The 14,432-nt window shown below is 48.7% G+C and carries 15 protein-coding genes, 1 other RNA gene and 7 pseudogenes; 14 read left to right on the forward strand and 9 right to left on the reverse strand.

Annotated elements, in window-relative coordinates; translation table 11 throughout:
- The first annotated feature begins 33 nt into the window (after positions 1-33).
- The 12 genes and pseudogenes from trpE (at position 34) to ssrA (ending at position 8,952) form a co-directional block, all read left to right on the forward strand.
- Positions 34-1,509: an anthranilate synthase component I gene (gene trpE / locus IUJ45_RS01565; protein ID WP_002225282.1), complete on the forward strand. Its 1,476-nt coding sequence runs from the start codon at positions 34-36 to the stop codon at positions 1,507-1,509.
- The gene (locus IUJ45_RS01570) at positions 1,506-2,051 is read left to right on the forward strand and encodes a DUF1643 domain-containing protein (RefSeq protein WP_002213669.1); all 546 of its coding nucleotides are present in this window, start codon (positions 1,506-1,508) and stop codon (positions 2,049-2,051) included. The genes trpE and IUJ45_RS01570 overlap by 4 nt, the downstream gene beginning before the upstream one ends.
- Positions 2,048-3,184, forward strand: coding sequence for a 5-(carboxyamino)imidazole ribonucleotide synthase (locus tag IUJ45_RS01575; RefSeq protein ID WP_002246167.1), 1,137 nt, complete (start codon positions 2,048-2,050; stop codon positions 3,182-3,184). The genes IUJ45_RS01570 and IUJ45_RS01575 overlap by 4 nt, the downstream gene beginning before the upstream one ends.
- Positions 3,185-3,230: 46 nt before the next feature.
- The gene (locus tag IUJ45_RS01580) at positions 3,231-3,713 is read left to right on the forward strand and encodes a GNAT family N-acetyltransferase (RefSeq protein WP_002213671.1); all 483 of its coding nucleotides are present in this window, start codon (positions 3,231-3,233) and stop codon (positions 3,711-3,713) included.
- A 105-nt stretch (positions 3,714-3,818) separates the two neighbouring features.
- Positions 3,819-4,874, forward strand: coding sequence for a sulfate ABC transporter substrate-binding protein (locus IUJ45_RS01585; RefSeq protein ID WP_082308610.1), 1,056 nt, complete (start codon positions 3,819-3,821; stop codon positions 4,872-4,874).
- A gap of 5 nt (positions 4,875-4,879) precedes the next feature.
- Positions 4,880-5,191, forward strand: coding sequence for a hypothetical protein (locus tag IUJ45_RS01590; protein WP_226893064.1), 312 nt, complete (start codon positions 4,880-4,882; stop codon positions 5,189-5,191).
- Positions 5,188-5,490 (forward strand): annotated as a pseudogene (locus IUJ45_RS01595) (transposase); the annotation flags it as partial. The gene IUJ45_RS01590 and the pseudogene IUJ45_RS01595, both read left to right, overlap by 4 nt.
- Before the next feature lie 138 nt (positions 5,491-5,628).
- Positions 5,629-6,143: pseudogene (locus tag IUJ45_RS01600) on the forward strand (transposase); the annotation flags it as partial.
- A gap of 62 nt (positions 6,144-6,205) precedes the next feature.
- Positions 6,206-7,108, forward strand: a pseudogene (locus IUJ45_RS01605) (IS5 family transposase); the annotation flags it as partial.
- 150 nt (positions 7,109-7,258) lie between these two features.
- Positions 7,259-7,444 (forward strand): annotated as a pseudogene (locus IUJ45_RS01610) (IS5/IS1182 family transposase); the annotation flags it as partial.
- A gap of 477 nt (positions 7,445-7,921) precedes the next feature.
- A complete protein-coding gene (locus IUJ45_RS01615) occupies positions 7,922-8,527 on the forward strand; it encodes a Smr/MutS family protein (protein WP_002219349.1) in 606 nt (201 codons plus the stop codon).
- Positions 8,528-8,589: 62 nt separating this feature from the next.
- Positions 8,590-8,952: a transfer-messenger RNA gene (gene ssrA, locus IUJ45_RS01620) on the forward strand.
- A 398-nt stretch (positions 8,953-9,350) separates the two neighbouring features.
- On the opposite strand, the pseudogene IUJ45_RS11125 reads toward ssrA, so the two are convergent.
- From IUJ45_RS11125 to IUJ45_RS01660, 9 genes and pseudogenes are all read right to left on the reverse strand, one after another.
- Positions 9,351-9,458, reverse strand: a pseudogene (locus IUJ45_RS11125) (IS5/IS1182 family transposase); the annotation flags it as partial.
- A gap of 63 nt (positions 9,459-9,521) precedes the next feature.
- Positions 9,522-10,073 (reverse strand): annotated as a pseudogene (locus tag IUJ45_RS01625) (IS3 family transposase); the annotation flags it as partial.
- Positions 10,027-10,437 carry a hypothetical protein gene (locus IUJ45_RS01630; RefSeq protein WP_002219350.1) on the reverse strand — a complete coding sequence of 137 codons (411 nt, stop codon included), beginning with the start codon at positions 10,435-10,437 and terminating at the stop codon, positions 10,027-10,029. The pseudogene IUJ45_RS01625 and the gene IUJ45_RS01630, both read right to left, overlap by 47 nt.
- A pseudogene (locus IUJ45_RS01635) lies at positions 10,430-10,765 on the reverse strand (hypothetical protein). The gene IUJ45_RS01630 and the pseudogene IUJ45_RS01635 overlap by 8 nt, the downstream one beginning before the upstream one ends.
- 111 nt (positions 10,766-10,876) lie before the next feature.
- A complete protein-coding gene (locus IUJ45_RS01640; protein WP_002225286.1) occupies positions 10,877-11,380 on the reverse strand; it encodes a glycoside hydrolase family 108 protein in 504 nt (167 codons plus the stop codon).
- Positions 11,381-11,469: 89 nt separating this feature from the next.
- The gene (locus IUJ45_RS01645) at positions 11,470-11,952 is read right to left on the reverse strand and encodes a hypothetical protein (RefSeq protein ID WP_002213683.1); all 483 of its coding nucleotides are present in this window, start codon (positions 11,950-11,952) and stop codon (positions 11,470-11,472) included.
- The gene (locus tag IUJ45_RS01650; RefSeq protein ID WP_002213684.1) at positions 11,949-12,917 is read right to left on the reverse strand and encodes a hypothetical protein; all 969 of its coding nucleotides are present in this window, start codon (positions 12,915-12,917) and stop codon (positions 11,949-11,951) included. The genes IUJ45_RS01645 and IUJ45_RS01650 overlap by 4 nt, the downstream gene beginning before the upstream one ends.
- A 233-nt stretch (positions 12,918-13,150) precedes the next feature.
- Positions 13,151-13,396, reverse strand: coding sequence for a hypothetical protein (locus tag IUJ45_RS01655; protein ID WP_002213685.1), 246 nt, complete (start codon positions 13,394-13,396; stop codon positions 13,151-13,153).
- Between the two features lie 28 nt (positions 13,397-13,424).
- Positions 13,425-13,802 (reverse strand): helix-turn-helix transcriptional regulator, encoded by a 378-nt coding sequence (locus IUJ45_RS01660; protein ID WP_002221068.1) that lies wholly within the window; start codon positions 13,800-13,802, stop codon positions 13,425-13,427.
- 170 nt (positions 13,803-13,972) lie between these two features.
- Between IUJ45_RS01660 and IUJ45_RS01665 the strand changes: the two genes are divergently transcribed.
- Both IUJ45_RS01665 and IUJ45_RS01670 read left to right on the forward strand, forming a co-directional pair.
- Positions 13,973-14,095: a helix-turn-helix domain-containing protein gene (locus IUJ45_RS01665; protein WP_196978652.1), complete on the forward strand. Its 123-nt coding sequence runs from the start codon at positions 13,973-13,975 to the stop codon at positions 14,093-14,095.
- Positions 14,096-14,106: 11 nt separating this feature from the next.
- A complete protein-coding gene (locus IUJ45_RS01670; RefSeq protein WP_002232332.1) occupies positions 14,107-14,397 on the forward strand; it encodes an IclR family transcriptional regulator in 291 nt (96 codons plus the stop codon).
- The last annotated feature ends 35 nt before the right edge of the window (positions 14,398-14,432 follow it).

Raw genomic sequence — 14,432 nt, forward strand, 5'->3', positions numbered from 1 at the left:
CGCCGTCCGAAACCGCCCTTTGGGAAAGCAGAAATGATCAGCAAACAAGAATACCAAGCCCAAGCCGCCCAAGGCTACAACCGCATCCCGCTCGTGCAAGAACTCCTTGCCGATTTGGATACGCCGCTTTCCCTCTATCTCAAACTCGCCAACCGCCCCTATACCTACCTGCTCGAATCCGTTGTCGGTGGCGAACGTTTCGGCCGCTATTCTTTTATCGGCCTGCCTTGCAGCCACTATCTCAAAGCCAGCGGCAAACACGTCGATGTTTATCAAAACGGCGAAATTGTCGAGCAACACGACGGCAACCCCCTGCCCTTTATCGAAGCCTTCCACAACCGCTTCAAAACACCCGAAATCCCAAGCCTGCCGCGCTTTACCGGCGGACTGGTCGGCTACTTCGGTTACGAAACCATCTACAATTTTGAACACTTCGCCCACCGCCTGAAAAACACCACCAAAGCCGACCCGCTCGGCACGCCCGACATCTTGCTGATGCTGTCGCAAGAATTGGCGGTGATCGACAATTTGAGCGGCAAAATCCATCTCGTCGTTTACGCCGATCCGTCGCAGCCCGACGGCTACGAACGCGCCCGCGAACGCCTCGAAGACATCCGCACCCAGTTGCGCCAAAGCTGCGCCATCCCGCTCTCGCTCGGCAGCAAACACACCGAAGCCGTCAGCGAATTCGGCGAAGAGCCGTTCAAAGCCTGCGTTAACAAAATCAAAGACTACATCTTCGCAGGCGACTGCATGCAGGTTGTCCCCAGCCAGCGCATGAGCATGGAATTCACCGACAGCCCGCTCGCCCTCTACCGCGCCCTGCGTACGCTCAACCCTTCGCCTTATCTCTTTTACTACGATTTCGGCGATTTCCACATCGTCGGCTCCTCGCCCGAAATCCTCGTCCGCCGCGAACGCGACGATGTCATCGTCCGCCCCATCGCCGGCACGCGCCTGCGCGGCAAAACCCCCGCCGAAGACCTTGCCAACGAACAAGATTTGTTAAGCGATGCCAAAGAAATCGCCGAACACGTCATGTTGATTGACTTAGGACGCAACGACGTCGGCCGCATCAGTAAAACCGGCGAAGTCAAAGTTACCGACAAAATGGTGATTGAAAAATACTCCCATGTAATGCACATCGTTTCCAACGTCGAAGGCCGTCTGAAAGACGGCATGACCAACATGGACATCCTCGCCGCTACCTTCCCTGCCGGCACACTCTCCGGCGCACCCAAAGTCCGCGCCATGGAAATCATCGAAGAAGTCGAACCGAGCAAACGCGGCATCTACGGCGGTGCCGTCGGCGTATGGGGTTTCAACAACGACATGGATTTGGCAATCGCCATCCGCACCGCCGTAGTAAAAAACAACACGCTATACGTCCAAAGCGGCGCGGGCGTGGTTGCCGACTCCGATCCGGCCTCCGAATGGCAGGAAACACAAAACAAAGCCCGAGCCGTTATACGCGCCGCGCAGATGGTGCAGGAAGGGTTGGATAAATGACTTATGAAAAACTTTATGAGCTTCGCCAAACACTCAGACCGACTACCAAAGACGGTCTCTATACAGATAATGAAAAAAGTCGAGAAATCCTAACGGTTAGATGGAGCGGCAACACAGAAAATCCTAAAAATTTCTCAGCTGTTGCTATAGGAATTAATCCAAGTAAAGCAAATGATGAAAGAAGCGACAAAACCCTTACCCAACTTGCACGTTTCTTGGATATGTACGGTTTTACCAACTTCAAAATGTTAAATATTTTTTCCAGTTACTCTACACAGCAAACAGGAATTAGGGCAAACACCCAAACCGATTTTTCCAAATTTAAAGGATGTTTGGAAGATGCTGATATGATTATTCTTGCATGGGGTACAGACCGCAGTGCTTATAAGGATGAAAAAAACAGAATACTGGAATTTCTAAAAGCAGAAAAATTTATGGAAAAAGTATTCTGTATTTCTGAAACTGGTAATTCCAGCGATACAAGACATCCGTCAAGAATTAGTTATAGCTATCAACTTGTACAATTTGAAGAGTCAGCATGAAAAACATATCTCTTTCTCCGCCCGCCATGCTCGGCATTCTTGGCGGCGGACAATTAGGCAGAATGTTTACTGTTGCTGCCAAAACCATGGGCTACAAAGTAACCGTACTCGATCCCAACCCGAATGCGCCGGCAGCGGAATTTGCCGACCGCCATTTGTGTGCGCCGTTTGACAACCAAACCGCTTTGGAAGAATTGGCAAAATGTGCGGCTGTTACGACCGAGTTCGAAAACGTCAATGCCGATGCGATGCGTTTTCTCGCCAAACATACCAATGTTTCCCCCAGCGGCGACTGCGTTGCCATCGCGCAAAACCGCATTCAGGAAAAGGCATGGATACGCAAAGCAGGCCTGCAAACCGCGCCGTATCAAGCAATTTGCAAAGCCGAAGACATCACTGAAGAAAGCATACAATTTCTGCCCGGCATCCTGAAAACCGCTACATTGGGCTATGACGGCAAAGGCCAAATCCGCGTCAAAACGGTGGATGAACTCAAAGCCGCGTTTGCCGAACACCGCGGCGTGGATTGCGTTTTGGAAAAAATGGTGGACTTGCGCGGCGAAATTTCCGTTATCGTATGCCGTCTGAACAATGACAACGTGCAAACTTTCGATCCTGCCGAAAACATTCACGAAAACGGTATCCTCGCCTACTCCATCGTCCCAGCCCGACTGAGTGCCGACATTCAGCAACAGGCGCGACAAATGGCGCAGCGTTTGGCCGATGAATTGAACTACGTCGGCGTATTGGCGGTAGAAATGTTTGTTGTCGGCGACACGCATGAATTGGTCGTCAACGAAATCGCGCCGCGTCCGCACAATTCCGGCCACCATACCGTCGACGCCTGCGCGGCAGACCAATTCCAGCAACAGGTCCGCCTGATGTGCAACCTGCCACCTGCTGACACCAAATTGCTGAGTTCTTGCTGTATGGCGAATATTTTGGGCGACGTTTGGCAGGAAGACGGCGGCGAACCGGATTGGTTTCCCCTGCAAAGCCGGCCGGACGCGCACCTGCACCTTTACGGCAAAAAAACCGCGCACAAAGGGCGGAAAATGGGACACTTTACCATTTTAAGCACCGATTCGGACACCGCATTTCAAGAAGCAAAAAAACTGCATCAGTCCCTATAATCCGACCAACGGCACAGATGCCGTCTGAAGCCGCCGACATACTGCCATGAACCTGCTGACACTGTTACGCCCCGCCACCGTGCAAGACTGCAAAGACATCTTCAAAGTCCACCTGCACTCCGTCCAATACACCTGCATCCTCAGCTACAACGAACACGCCCTAAAAGTATGGGAAGGCTTGTTAAACACAGAAAGCTACCTGCCGACCATTTCCGATCCCGACAAAGCACTTTGGGTTGCCGAATACAAAGGCAACATACAGGGATTTTTCCAAATCGACTGCCAAGAAGCACAACTCGATGCACTTTACGTCCACCCCCTGTTCCACAACCTCGGACTGGGCACTGCCCTGCTTCATCAGGCGGAAACCATCGCCCACAAATCCGGTTTGAGCTTTCTGAAACTCTACGCATCGCTCAACTCCGTCCCGTTTTACCTTCTCAACCGCTACGAATCGCTCGGTTCGGCAGTATTGCAGCTTGACCCCAGCATCAAAATCAAATGCGAACTGATGCGGAAACACCTCTGATCCGTCCTTATAACCAAAACTGATAATCTTCAAATCAAACATTATTTCCACAAGCGCAGACAGCCGTATAAAGTTGCCCCATCTACCAACCGACAGGACAAGCATATGAAAACCTACGCACCGGCATTCTATACCGCAGCCCTGCTCACCGCCTGCAGCCCCGCAGCCGATTCAAACCATCCGTCCGGACAAAATGCCCCGGCCAATACCGAATCCGACGGAAAAAACATTACCCTGCTCAACGCCTCATACGATGTGGCACGGGATTTTTACAAAGAATACAACCCCTTATTTATCAAAACATACCAATCCGAACACCCCGGCACATCCGTCAGCATCCAACAGTCCCACGGCGGCTCCAGCAAACAGGCATTATCCGTAGCCAACGGCCTTCAAGCCGATGTCGTAACCATGAACCAATCCTCCGACATCGACCTGCTCGAAAAAAAAGGACTGGTAGAAAAAGGCTGGCAACAAGCCCTCCCCGACCACGCCGCGCCCTACACCAGCACTATGGTTTTCCTTGTCCGAAAAAACAACCCCAAACAGATCCGCGATTGGAACGACCTTGCCAAAGACGGCGTTAACATCGTCATCGCCAATCCCAAAACCTCGGGCAACGGACGCTACGCCTTCCTCGGCGCATACGGTTACGGTCTGAAAACCACCAACGGCAACGAACAGGAAGCCCAAAAACTCGTCGCATCCATCCTCAAAAACACCCCCGTTTTTGAAAACGGCGGACGCGCCGCCACCACCACCTTCACACAACGCAACATCGGCGACGTACTCATCACTTTTGAAAACGAAGCCAACTACGTCAGCAAAAAACTGACCCAAGGACAGTTTGAAATCGTCTATCCGAGCTACACCATTTCCGCCGAAAGCCCCGTCGCCGTCGTCAACAGCGTCGTCGCGAAAAAAGGCACGCAAAAAACCGCCCGCGCCTATCTCGAATACCTTTGGAGCGAACCGGCGCAAGAACTCGCCGCCTCACTCTACCTGCGCCCCCGCAACCCCGAAGTATTGGCAAGACACAAAGCCGACTTCCCAGACTTAGACACCTTCTCTCCCGAAGAAAAATTCGGCGGATGGGACAACATCATGAAAACCTACTTCGCCGACGGCGGCATATTCGACCGCCTGACCGCACAAAAATGACCGCTATGCCGTCTGAACCGCCTTTCAGACGGCATTTCACACATCAAAACAGAAAAACCGCGCCCAAAATCATCATCACAGGACACAACGGCAAACCGGATACAAAACCCAACACCGCCGCCAAAATGCCGTCTGAAGCCGTCGGCGCAACCATCCTTATCTGGGGCTCGCTTCAGGGGCGCATAACTTTCCTTAACCATCCTTTTGACAGCCAAATAAACAGTGCTTTTGCCTGTCAGAAACAAAACCAGAGACCTTTGCAAAATTCCCCAAAATCCCCTAAATTCCCACCAAGACATTTAGGGGATTTCTCATGAGCACCTTCTTTCAACAAACCGCCCAAGCCATGATTGCCAAACACATCGACCGTTTCCCGCTATTGAAGTTGGACCAGGTGATTGATTGGCAGCCGATCGAGCAGTACCTGAACCGTCAAAAAAACCGTTACCTTAGAGACCACCGCGGCCGTCCCGCCTACCCGCTGTTGTCCATGTTCAAAGCCGTCCTGCTCGGACAATGGCACAGCCTCTCCGATCCCGAACTCGAACACAGCCTCATTACCCGCATCGATTTCAACCTGTTTTGCCGTTTCGACGAACTGAGCAGTATAGTGGATTAACAAAAACCAGTACGGCGTTGCCTCGCCTTAGCTCAAAGAGAACGATTCTCTAAGGTGCTGAAGCACCAAGTGAATCGGTTCCGTACTATTTGTACTGTCTGCGGCTTCGTCGCCTTGTCCTGATTTTTGTTAATCCACTATACTTTATGCCGCTACCGCAACTGGCTGGCGCAAGACGACACCCTGTCCGAATTGCTGGAACTGATTAACCGCCAACTGACCGAAAAAGGTTTAAAAATAGAGAAAGCATTGACGCCACCATTATTCAGACCGCCGGCAGCAAACAGCGTCAGGCTATAGAAGTCGATGAAGAAGGACAAATCAACGGCCAAACCACACCGAGTAAGGATAAAGATGCCCGTTGGACAAAGAAAAACGGCCTCTACAAACTCGGTTACAAACAACATACCCGTACCGATGCAGAAGGCTATATCGAGAAACTGCACATCACCCCCGCCAATGCCCATGAGTGCAAACACCTGTCGCCTTTGCTGGAAGGACTGCCCAAAGGTACGACCGTCTATGTCGACAAAGGCTACGACAGTGCGGAAAACCGGCAACATCTGGAAGAACATCAGTTGCAGGACGGCATTATGCGCAAAGCCTGCCGCAACCGTCCGCTGACGGAAGCGCAAACCAAACGCAACCGGAGACCTTTGCAAAACTCCCCAAAATCCCCTAAATTCCCACCAAGCCATTTAGGGGATTTTCCATGAGCACCTTCTTCCGGCAAACCGCACAAGCCATGATTGCCAAACACATCGACCGTTTCCCGCTATTGAAGTTGGACCGGGTGATTGATTGGCAGCCGATCGAACAATACCTGAACCGTCAAAGAACCCGTTACCTCCGAGACCACCGCGGCCGTCCCGCCTACCCGCTGTTGTCCATGTTCAAAGCCGTCCTGCTCGGACAATGGCACAGCCTCTCCGATCCCGAACTCGAACACAGCCTCATCACCCGCATCGATTTCAACCTGTTTTGCCGTTTTGACGAACTGAGCATCCCCGATTACAGCACCTTATGCCGCTACCGCAACCGGCGGCGCAAGACGACACCCTGTCCGAATTGCTGGAACTGATTAACCGCCAACTGACCGAAAAAGGTTTAAAAGTAGAGAAAGCATCCGCCGCCGTCGTTGATGCCACCATTATTCAGACCGCCGGCAGCAAACAGCGTCAGGCCATAGAAGTCGATAACAAAGGACAAGTCAGCGGACAAACTACACCGAGTAAAGACGGCGATGCCCGTTGGACAAAGAAAAACGGCCTCTACAGACTCGGTTACAAACAACATACCCGTACCGATGCGGAAGGCTATATCGAGAAACTGCACATCACCCCAGCCAATACCCATGAGTGCAACCACCTGTTGCCGTTGTTGGAAGGGTTACCCGAAGGTACGACCGTCTATGCCGACAAAGGCTACGACAGTGCGGAAAACCGGCAACATCTGGAAGAACATCAGTTGTTGGACGGCATTATGCGCAAAGCCTGCCGCAACCGTCCGCTGACGGAAACGCAAACCAAACGCGACCGGTATTTGTCGAAGACCCGTGGCGATGTGTTTGAACCTGTTGAAAGCCGCCAACAGGCTAAGTGCGCCCGCTGCCGCCCAAAAGGCGACCGGATGCCTGATTATCGGGTATCCAGGGAGGATTAAGGGGGTATTTGGGTAAAATCAGGAGGTATTTGAGGCGAAAACAGCCGAAAACCTGTGTTTGGGTTTCGGCTGTCGGGAGGGAAAGGAATTTTGCAAAGGTCTCAACCGGTATTTATCGAAGACCCGTTATGTGGTCGAACAGAGCTTCGGTACGCTGCACCGTAAATTCCGCTATGCGCGGGCAGCCTATTTCGGACTGATTAAAGTGAGTGCACAAAGCCATCTGAAGGCGATGTGTTTGAACCTGTTGAAAGCCGCCAACAGGTTAAGTGCGCCCGCTGCCGCCTAAAAGGCAGCCCGGATGCCTGATTATAGGGTATCCGGGGAGGATTAAGGGGGTATTTGGGTAAAATTAGGAGATATTTGGGGCGAAAACAGCCGAAAACCTGTGTTGGGGTTTCGGTTGTCGTGAGGGAAAGGAATTTTGCAAAGGTCTCAACCAATATTTTGCAGTTCGTATCGGAACATTTATAAAACATCAGATTTCCGTGTTTCGCGTTTCCGGCAATTCAAAATTGGCAAAACCATTAACCTGCTTCGCAAGGCAGGTTTTTAAAACTTTATCAGGCGTTCGGGCATATCGGTTCGACCGGCCCGCATTTCCGGCAATCAACACTGCCGACGGTTGCCGCATTTCTTTTTGATATACAATCACACTTTCAAAAAACATACGACGGCAACAAAATCATCCTCCCCCGATTGGCAAACATTCCGGCAAATTAAAACCCCGCCCGAAACAGCCATCGGACAAATAACAGGAAAAAATATGAATACCGACTTCCAAAACATCCTCAAACAACTGGGCAAACAAGCCCAAAAAGAAGCGGCAGAAAAACAGGCAGCCGAAAAAAACAAGCAAAAACAAGAACAGGATTTCGATTTTTCACAAGCAGTCGGACAAGTCTCCCCATTAAAAAACCGGCAGCAATATTATGCGCCGCCCGACAAAACCCCCATCAAAGTCCGTCCCAAAGACAACCGCGCCGACGAAGAAAACTACTTCTACATCGGCAGCACATACAACGACCCGCCCGCCAGCTTCAGCAAAAACGGACAGGGAAAAAACGACATCCAACGCCTGAAAAACGGATACTATCCCGTCGTTACCGATGTCGACCTGCACGGCTACACACAGGAAGAAGCCCAAAAAGTCCTCAACGAATTCATCGCATTCACCCAAAAACGCGGCGTATGCGGCGAAATCATCCACGGCAGCGGATTAGGTTCCAAAGGCTACAAACCCGTTCTGAAAAATATGACCCGAAACTGGCTGATGCAACACCCCGATGTACTCGCCTACGCCGAACCCCGGGAAGGCAACGACGGCTGCGTCCGCATCCTGCTCAAACGCAAATTAAGGCAGCAAGACTGACAAATTTCTCCGACAGACTTGGCAGCACCGCACAATATCCGTATAATTTGCAAACCATTTCTGGGGGCGACCTTGGTTTCGACGGGGGTTGCGAAGCAGATGCGGGCATACCGGGGTCTCAGATTCCCGTAAAACACTGAATTCAAATAGTCGCAAACGACGAAACTTACGCTTTAGCCGCTTAAGGCTAGCCGTTGCAGCAGTCGGTCAATGGGCTGTGTGGCGAAAGCCACCGCAACGTCATCTTACATTGACTGGTTTCCTGCCGGGTTATTTGGCAGGAAATGAGATTTAAGGTAACTGGTTTCCAAAAGGCCTGTTGGTCGGCATGATGGAAATAAGATTTTCAAATAGACACAACTAAGTATGTAGAACGCTTTGTAGAGGACTTTCGGACGGGGGTTCGATTCCCCCCGCCTCCACCATACCCTATTTTCAGCAGTATCCTGAAACACAAAAAAGCCTTGAACTTCAACAGTTTCAAGGCTTTTTTGTTGCCTTGAATATGCTGGCGTATGCTTGAGTTTTCGCCATTTATGGGGTAACTTTTGGGGTAACTCTTTTCACGAATTACCCCAAAAAACGCCTTAAGAATGCAAAAGTCATCACGCATTTTTTTAAAAAGGTTACCCAAAACTTAAATGTAATCCTTTATTTATAAGCTTGCAGCTTTCCAAACAAGTTACCCCCAAACGGATAAAAAAATGCCGAAGCCGAACTGACCCCAAAAAGTCGGACAGTTTAATCAAGCGGCTTTCAGGGACTGAATTCTGTACTGAACAAGGCTCAGCCCTTTTAATTTCAACTTGATTCTATCGTTGTTGTATAGTGGATTAAATTTAAACCAGTACGGCGTTGCCTCGCCTTGCCGTACTATTTGTACTGTCTGCGGCTTCATCGCCCTGTCCTGATTTAAATTTAATCCACTATAAAAAAACATCTGATATTGCCAACCTTGATCCGAATGCAGTATCGGCTTTTCAGACGATCTCGGTTTCTCCGGCGCACCTTTCAGTATCTCGCCGGCCAAATCGAAAGTCGGGCGGGTTTGAATACGGTAACTGACGATTTCCCCGTTAAACAAATCCATAATCGGAGAAAGGTATATCTTTTCTCCGCCTACATTGAACTCGGTAACGTCCGTTACCCATTTCTCATTCGGCTTTTCTGCATGGAAACAGCGTCGCAGGATATTCGGCGCAATTTTGCCGACTTCTCCTTTGAACGAGCGGTATTTGCGCCGCCATATCACTGCCTTCAGCCCCGTCTTCGCCATCAGACGGCTGACTTTCTTGTGATTGACCGGTGTTCCTGCGTGACGGATGGCTGCCGCAATCCTCCGGTAGCCGTATCTTCCCTTATGTCGTCGATAAATATCATGGATATGCCGTTTCAAATCGGCATATTTGTCTTCTGCCGATTGGACGGCCAATTGGTAATAGAAGGTGCCGCGTGGCAGTCCGACAATCACCAACAGCAGTTCAACGGATGGCATTGCCTTAACCCTGCGACGAGTTGCGTTCTTTCTGCCGCACTTCTTTCCCATAGATTAAGGCATCGAGCTTTTTTAGGGCAGCCATTTCCGCTTTAAGGCAAGCCAATTCCGCAAGCAGTTCTTCCTTGGTTTTCAGATAGCCGGCTTTTTTCGTTTGCGGCGGATACTGTTTTTTCACGGGCTTTCTTCCTTGTTTTTGGGAAAAGTCGTACCACCGCTGCCTTTCGTCCTGCGCTTTTTTAAGCTGCAAGGCGTATTGTTCCGCCGCAACCATAGAAGAATGCCGATAGGTGGCAATCAGGGCGGTTTGTTTCGCTTCGGCCTTGTCGGCGGCGTATCGGTAACCGCACGTCCACACAAGCAAAAGCACAAATGCCCAAAGCAGCCGTTTTTTGGCTCGGACAAATTCAATCATTGCCGCCCCCTTCCTGATTTGCGGATTTTTTGATTTCTGCCAACTGCGGAATCGCCGCGATGCCGCGTTTGATTAATGCATACCCGCCGACCAATGCGCCATAAGCCCACTAGAGCCATTCGGGCGCGTCCGCCGCCTGCACGAACTTCCAAGTCATGGCGGCTGCGGCGACGTTTGCCCATAGTTTGGTATGGCTGATTTTTCCTGTGGCCGGATTAGAGACCAAGCCGCCCAGCCATCGGAAAAAGGCGGTTATTTGTGACGCTTTTTTTTGGCTGCGCGTTTCGCGGCGGCTACCCCGCTCTTGCGGTGGGCTTGCGTCCAACATCCCTGAGTCGGCATGGCGTAGCGAATGCCTAGGTCGCTGTGGCTGAAATCGGGCTGCATGGCTGCGGTCATTAGGGCGATGAGTGACTTTTTTGACATGGTTTATCTCCCTTTAATCAGTGTTATCTGCAGACGCGTGAATCAGGTTTTGCGCCACACGGCGTACCCAGCCCTTGCCGAAAGAGGTGAACGTACCGAGCTTGGTATAAAAGACCAGACGCTCGGCGTTGAACCGCAATAAAAGGTCGTTTTCGGGAAGGGAATTGATGGCTTTGAGGCTGACTGCTCCGATAACGCCGTCGTCCGGTACGCCTGCGGCGCGTTGCAGCATACGGGCGGCATTGCCGTAACCGTGGTTGACGCAGGCATCAAAAAATTGGAACGCGACCGCTTCCGGCATTTGGTCGGCGCGGTAACGCTCCCAAAACGCTTTACGGTAAATGCTGATTGCCTGTTCACGCGTCATGGCACGCATGGAGCCGTTGTAGCCGTTTGCCTGTGCGGTGCGCTTAGTGATGCCCCAATTGGTTTCGCCGCCGGGGTCTTTGGGATGGTTGGCGTAACCACCCTCGTGAGAGAGGACGCGGTTGATGAATTGGTTGAACTTGTCTGACATGGAAAAATCCCTGTATTGAATTAAAAATCAATACAGGGATTTTAGAAAAGGTCGTCTGAATGGGATTTTAAAGGGGGTTAAAACTCGTTCTAGATTTTGGGTTTCTTCTTTTCCATTAATTTTTTAAACTCTTCTTTTCGGCTTTTAATTAAATTCCCAGGTAAGAATACAGAATAAAAAATGGAAATACAGGCTAAAAATAAATAGCTCCGTTCAAGCCAAAAAATGGCTGGTCCATTTTTGTATTCTTCTTTATGAGCCAACAAGATGACAATAAAAACACAAACTAATACGGCAAGATATGTGTAAAAAAGTAAGGAATGTTTTATATACCGTTGTTCTTGTACGCCTTCACGAATTTGAATTTGTCGCCAATTTGCATCTTCATCAAACCTCATATCACTAAACAATGTCATAATGGCAATTAAAAAACCGGCTAAGATTGCAAATACGTTAATAATTAAATCAACGGCCTTCTCGTTCCCATGAACAAAAGGTTGCCCTTTCCATGCTAAAAATGCTGATATACAAGCAATCAACAAAAAACGTAGTAAGGGCAGATATTTTTTCATTGTTCAGTTAAGTTTCTGCTTTGGAGTTCTAGGAAATATTCACTGATTGCTGTAAATGCCGAGTCAGGGAGTAACGAGTTGGCTTCATCGTATCGTCCTATTCTAACAGATTTAGACAGTTTTACATCAGAGGGCTGAATCACTTCACCTTGTTGCGTGGTAATGGAAAATCCTTGATTAACCGTTTCATCATCAATAATTTCCTCTGCCTGCTCCTGCATCAGCGATTGCGCTTCAATACTGGCTCTCGAATTACCGTTTAGCAAGACTTCTAAATTGATATGAATTTCGGATTGTGCTTCCAATTCCTCATCACTCAATTCGCTTGTAAATACACTACCAACTTTCCCTAATGCTTTAGCAATGGTTGAACGGCTATCTTGATACAGTCTGTTTCTGGATAATTGATATGCCGAAGCATCTAAAAGAATACTTTTTACCCCATGTTGTTGTATCAATGACAACTTGTCGCAATTGCCTACTGCTTTGAATTCAATATTAAATTGAACAATATCCGGATTGTTCTCTCTCAATTTATTGCTAAGTAAACTTAAATAAGAAGCAACCGTTGATGCTGACAAAAAACCATGTCCGCAAAAAATTACATGGTGTCCAACAATATACAAAAAAGCCTCTTTACGCAAAAAGGAATATCCACTTGGAGGAGCTTGTGTTCCACCATGATCATCTTGCTGTACAGGTCTATTGCTCATAGTGCGGATATGTTCATCTTTTGTACCGCTGCCAATGTGTATCAGTAATCCACCAATTGAATTGCCTTTTACATCTTTAGGATCCAAAGTTCTATGCATGATTTGGGTAAGCTGATTATATTGTTCAATTTGTGTATCTTGAACAGTAGGAGCAGCTGACAAAACCCTTCTTAATGCTACCTCTAAATCGAACAAGCTATGGTTTTGCTGCGCACGTAAATAATGAATAGTTTTAGTAGTTTTTTTTGCCATTTGTACAGTCCTTTCTCTTTTAATATCTGTGTCGAAAAAATAAATTCAGACGGCATCAATTCAAATCTTTCAACACCTGAACCACCTGCCCGATGACCTGTATGTCGGGGTAGTTTTTAATGCGTTTTAAAATGCACGGCCGCTTCAATTGCTTAATATCCGTTTCAGAACACCGGAGCAGCCCGACTGTCGGAGTGTCCTAAATGCCGTCTGAAAATTTCAGACGGCATTTTTTATTTTTCAAATAGCTCTTTGCCGATTGCTTGGTAATCTACTTCTTTTTCAGTTGGATTTACCGTGTCTGCATAGGCTTCTACCAAAGAAAACACACCAGCTTGGCTTAGATAATGCACTTTTACCGCCTTAGCTAATGCCGAAGCCAAAGGTTCGGGAATTTCGATATTGTTCTGGGTGGCTGCCTCTTTAACGATTTCTTCCGCTCGCTCACCCCATTTGATTTGTTGTTCAAAGTCAAACATAAGACTGTCTCCATTTTGGATTTAAAAATCACGCTGTTTTATGCGTGGCTGAAACTTGAGTATTTTCGGCTGCTTTTTTCTCTGCGCCTTTTGCCACACTGAGAATGACAAATTTGCCGTTATCGCTGGCTTGGCGGTAATACCCTAATAACTCTGACTCTTCCTTACTAATTTCAGAATTTTCAGACGGCCTAATTCCCTGTTCAGCAGCAAATAAGCTGCTCACATCTATTCCCATATTCAAAAAAGAGAGCAATACATCTCCACTAGGCATAAATACGCCACGTTCGTATTTGCCCCATGTTTCGCGCTCAATACCTGCTTTTTCAGCAGCTTGTGCTTGGGTAAGCCCTAAAAACTTTCTTTTTTCTTTCAAACGATTACCAAAAAGAGATTTAGAAATCACAAAATAATCCTTGCAAAAGAGATTTTAAAATCTCATAATTCACGCATTGGTAATGCACTAATTAATTTCTAGTGCATAAATAGTTCACTATTTTATCACAATGGGAAAGGGCTATCTATGGCTATACTGTTGAAAAACTAAAAGAAAATTTTGCCCAAAACGGCCAAACGCTGGCGCAGTGGGCAAGAGAGAACGGCTTTAAGCCGCGCGATGTGTATCTGGTGGTCGGCGGACAGCGCAAAGGCAATTACGGCAAGGGGCATGAAATTGCCAAGAAGCTGGGACTGAAATAAGGAGGATGCGGATGGCAGAAAGTAAAAGGGTACAACGGCTATTGAGGGTCTTTATCGCGCTTGACGAGCATCCGATTATCGGTCTGAGCAATAAGGATTTATCGGTCGGACTGGGGCTGACGCCATCGCAAGTCAGCAGGGATATTGATGATTTGGTTGCCTCGGGATTGGTCATCAAACTTGAAAACGGCAACTACGCCTACGGCATCAAAACCCTGCAAATCGCAGAGCGGTTCAGGCAGCAGCATGAACGGCTGCAAAGCAAGATTGCCGAAATCGGCAAGCGGGTCGATGTGGATTAACGGATTTTGAAAGTTTCCGACGTCGGAAACTTTGG

This window comes from Neisseria meningitidis (assembly GCF_022869645.1).
Classification (GTDB): Bacteria; Pseudomonadota; Gammaproteobacteria; order Burkholderiales; family Neisseriaceae; genus Neisseria; species Neisseria meningitidis.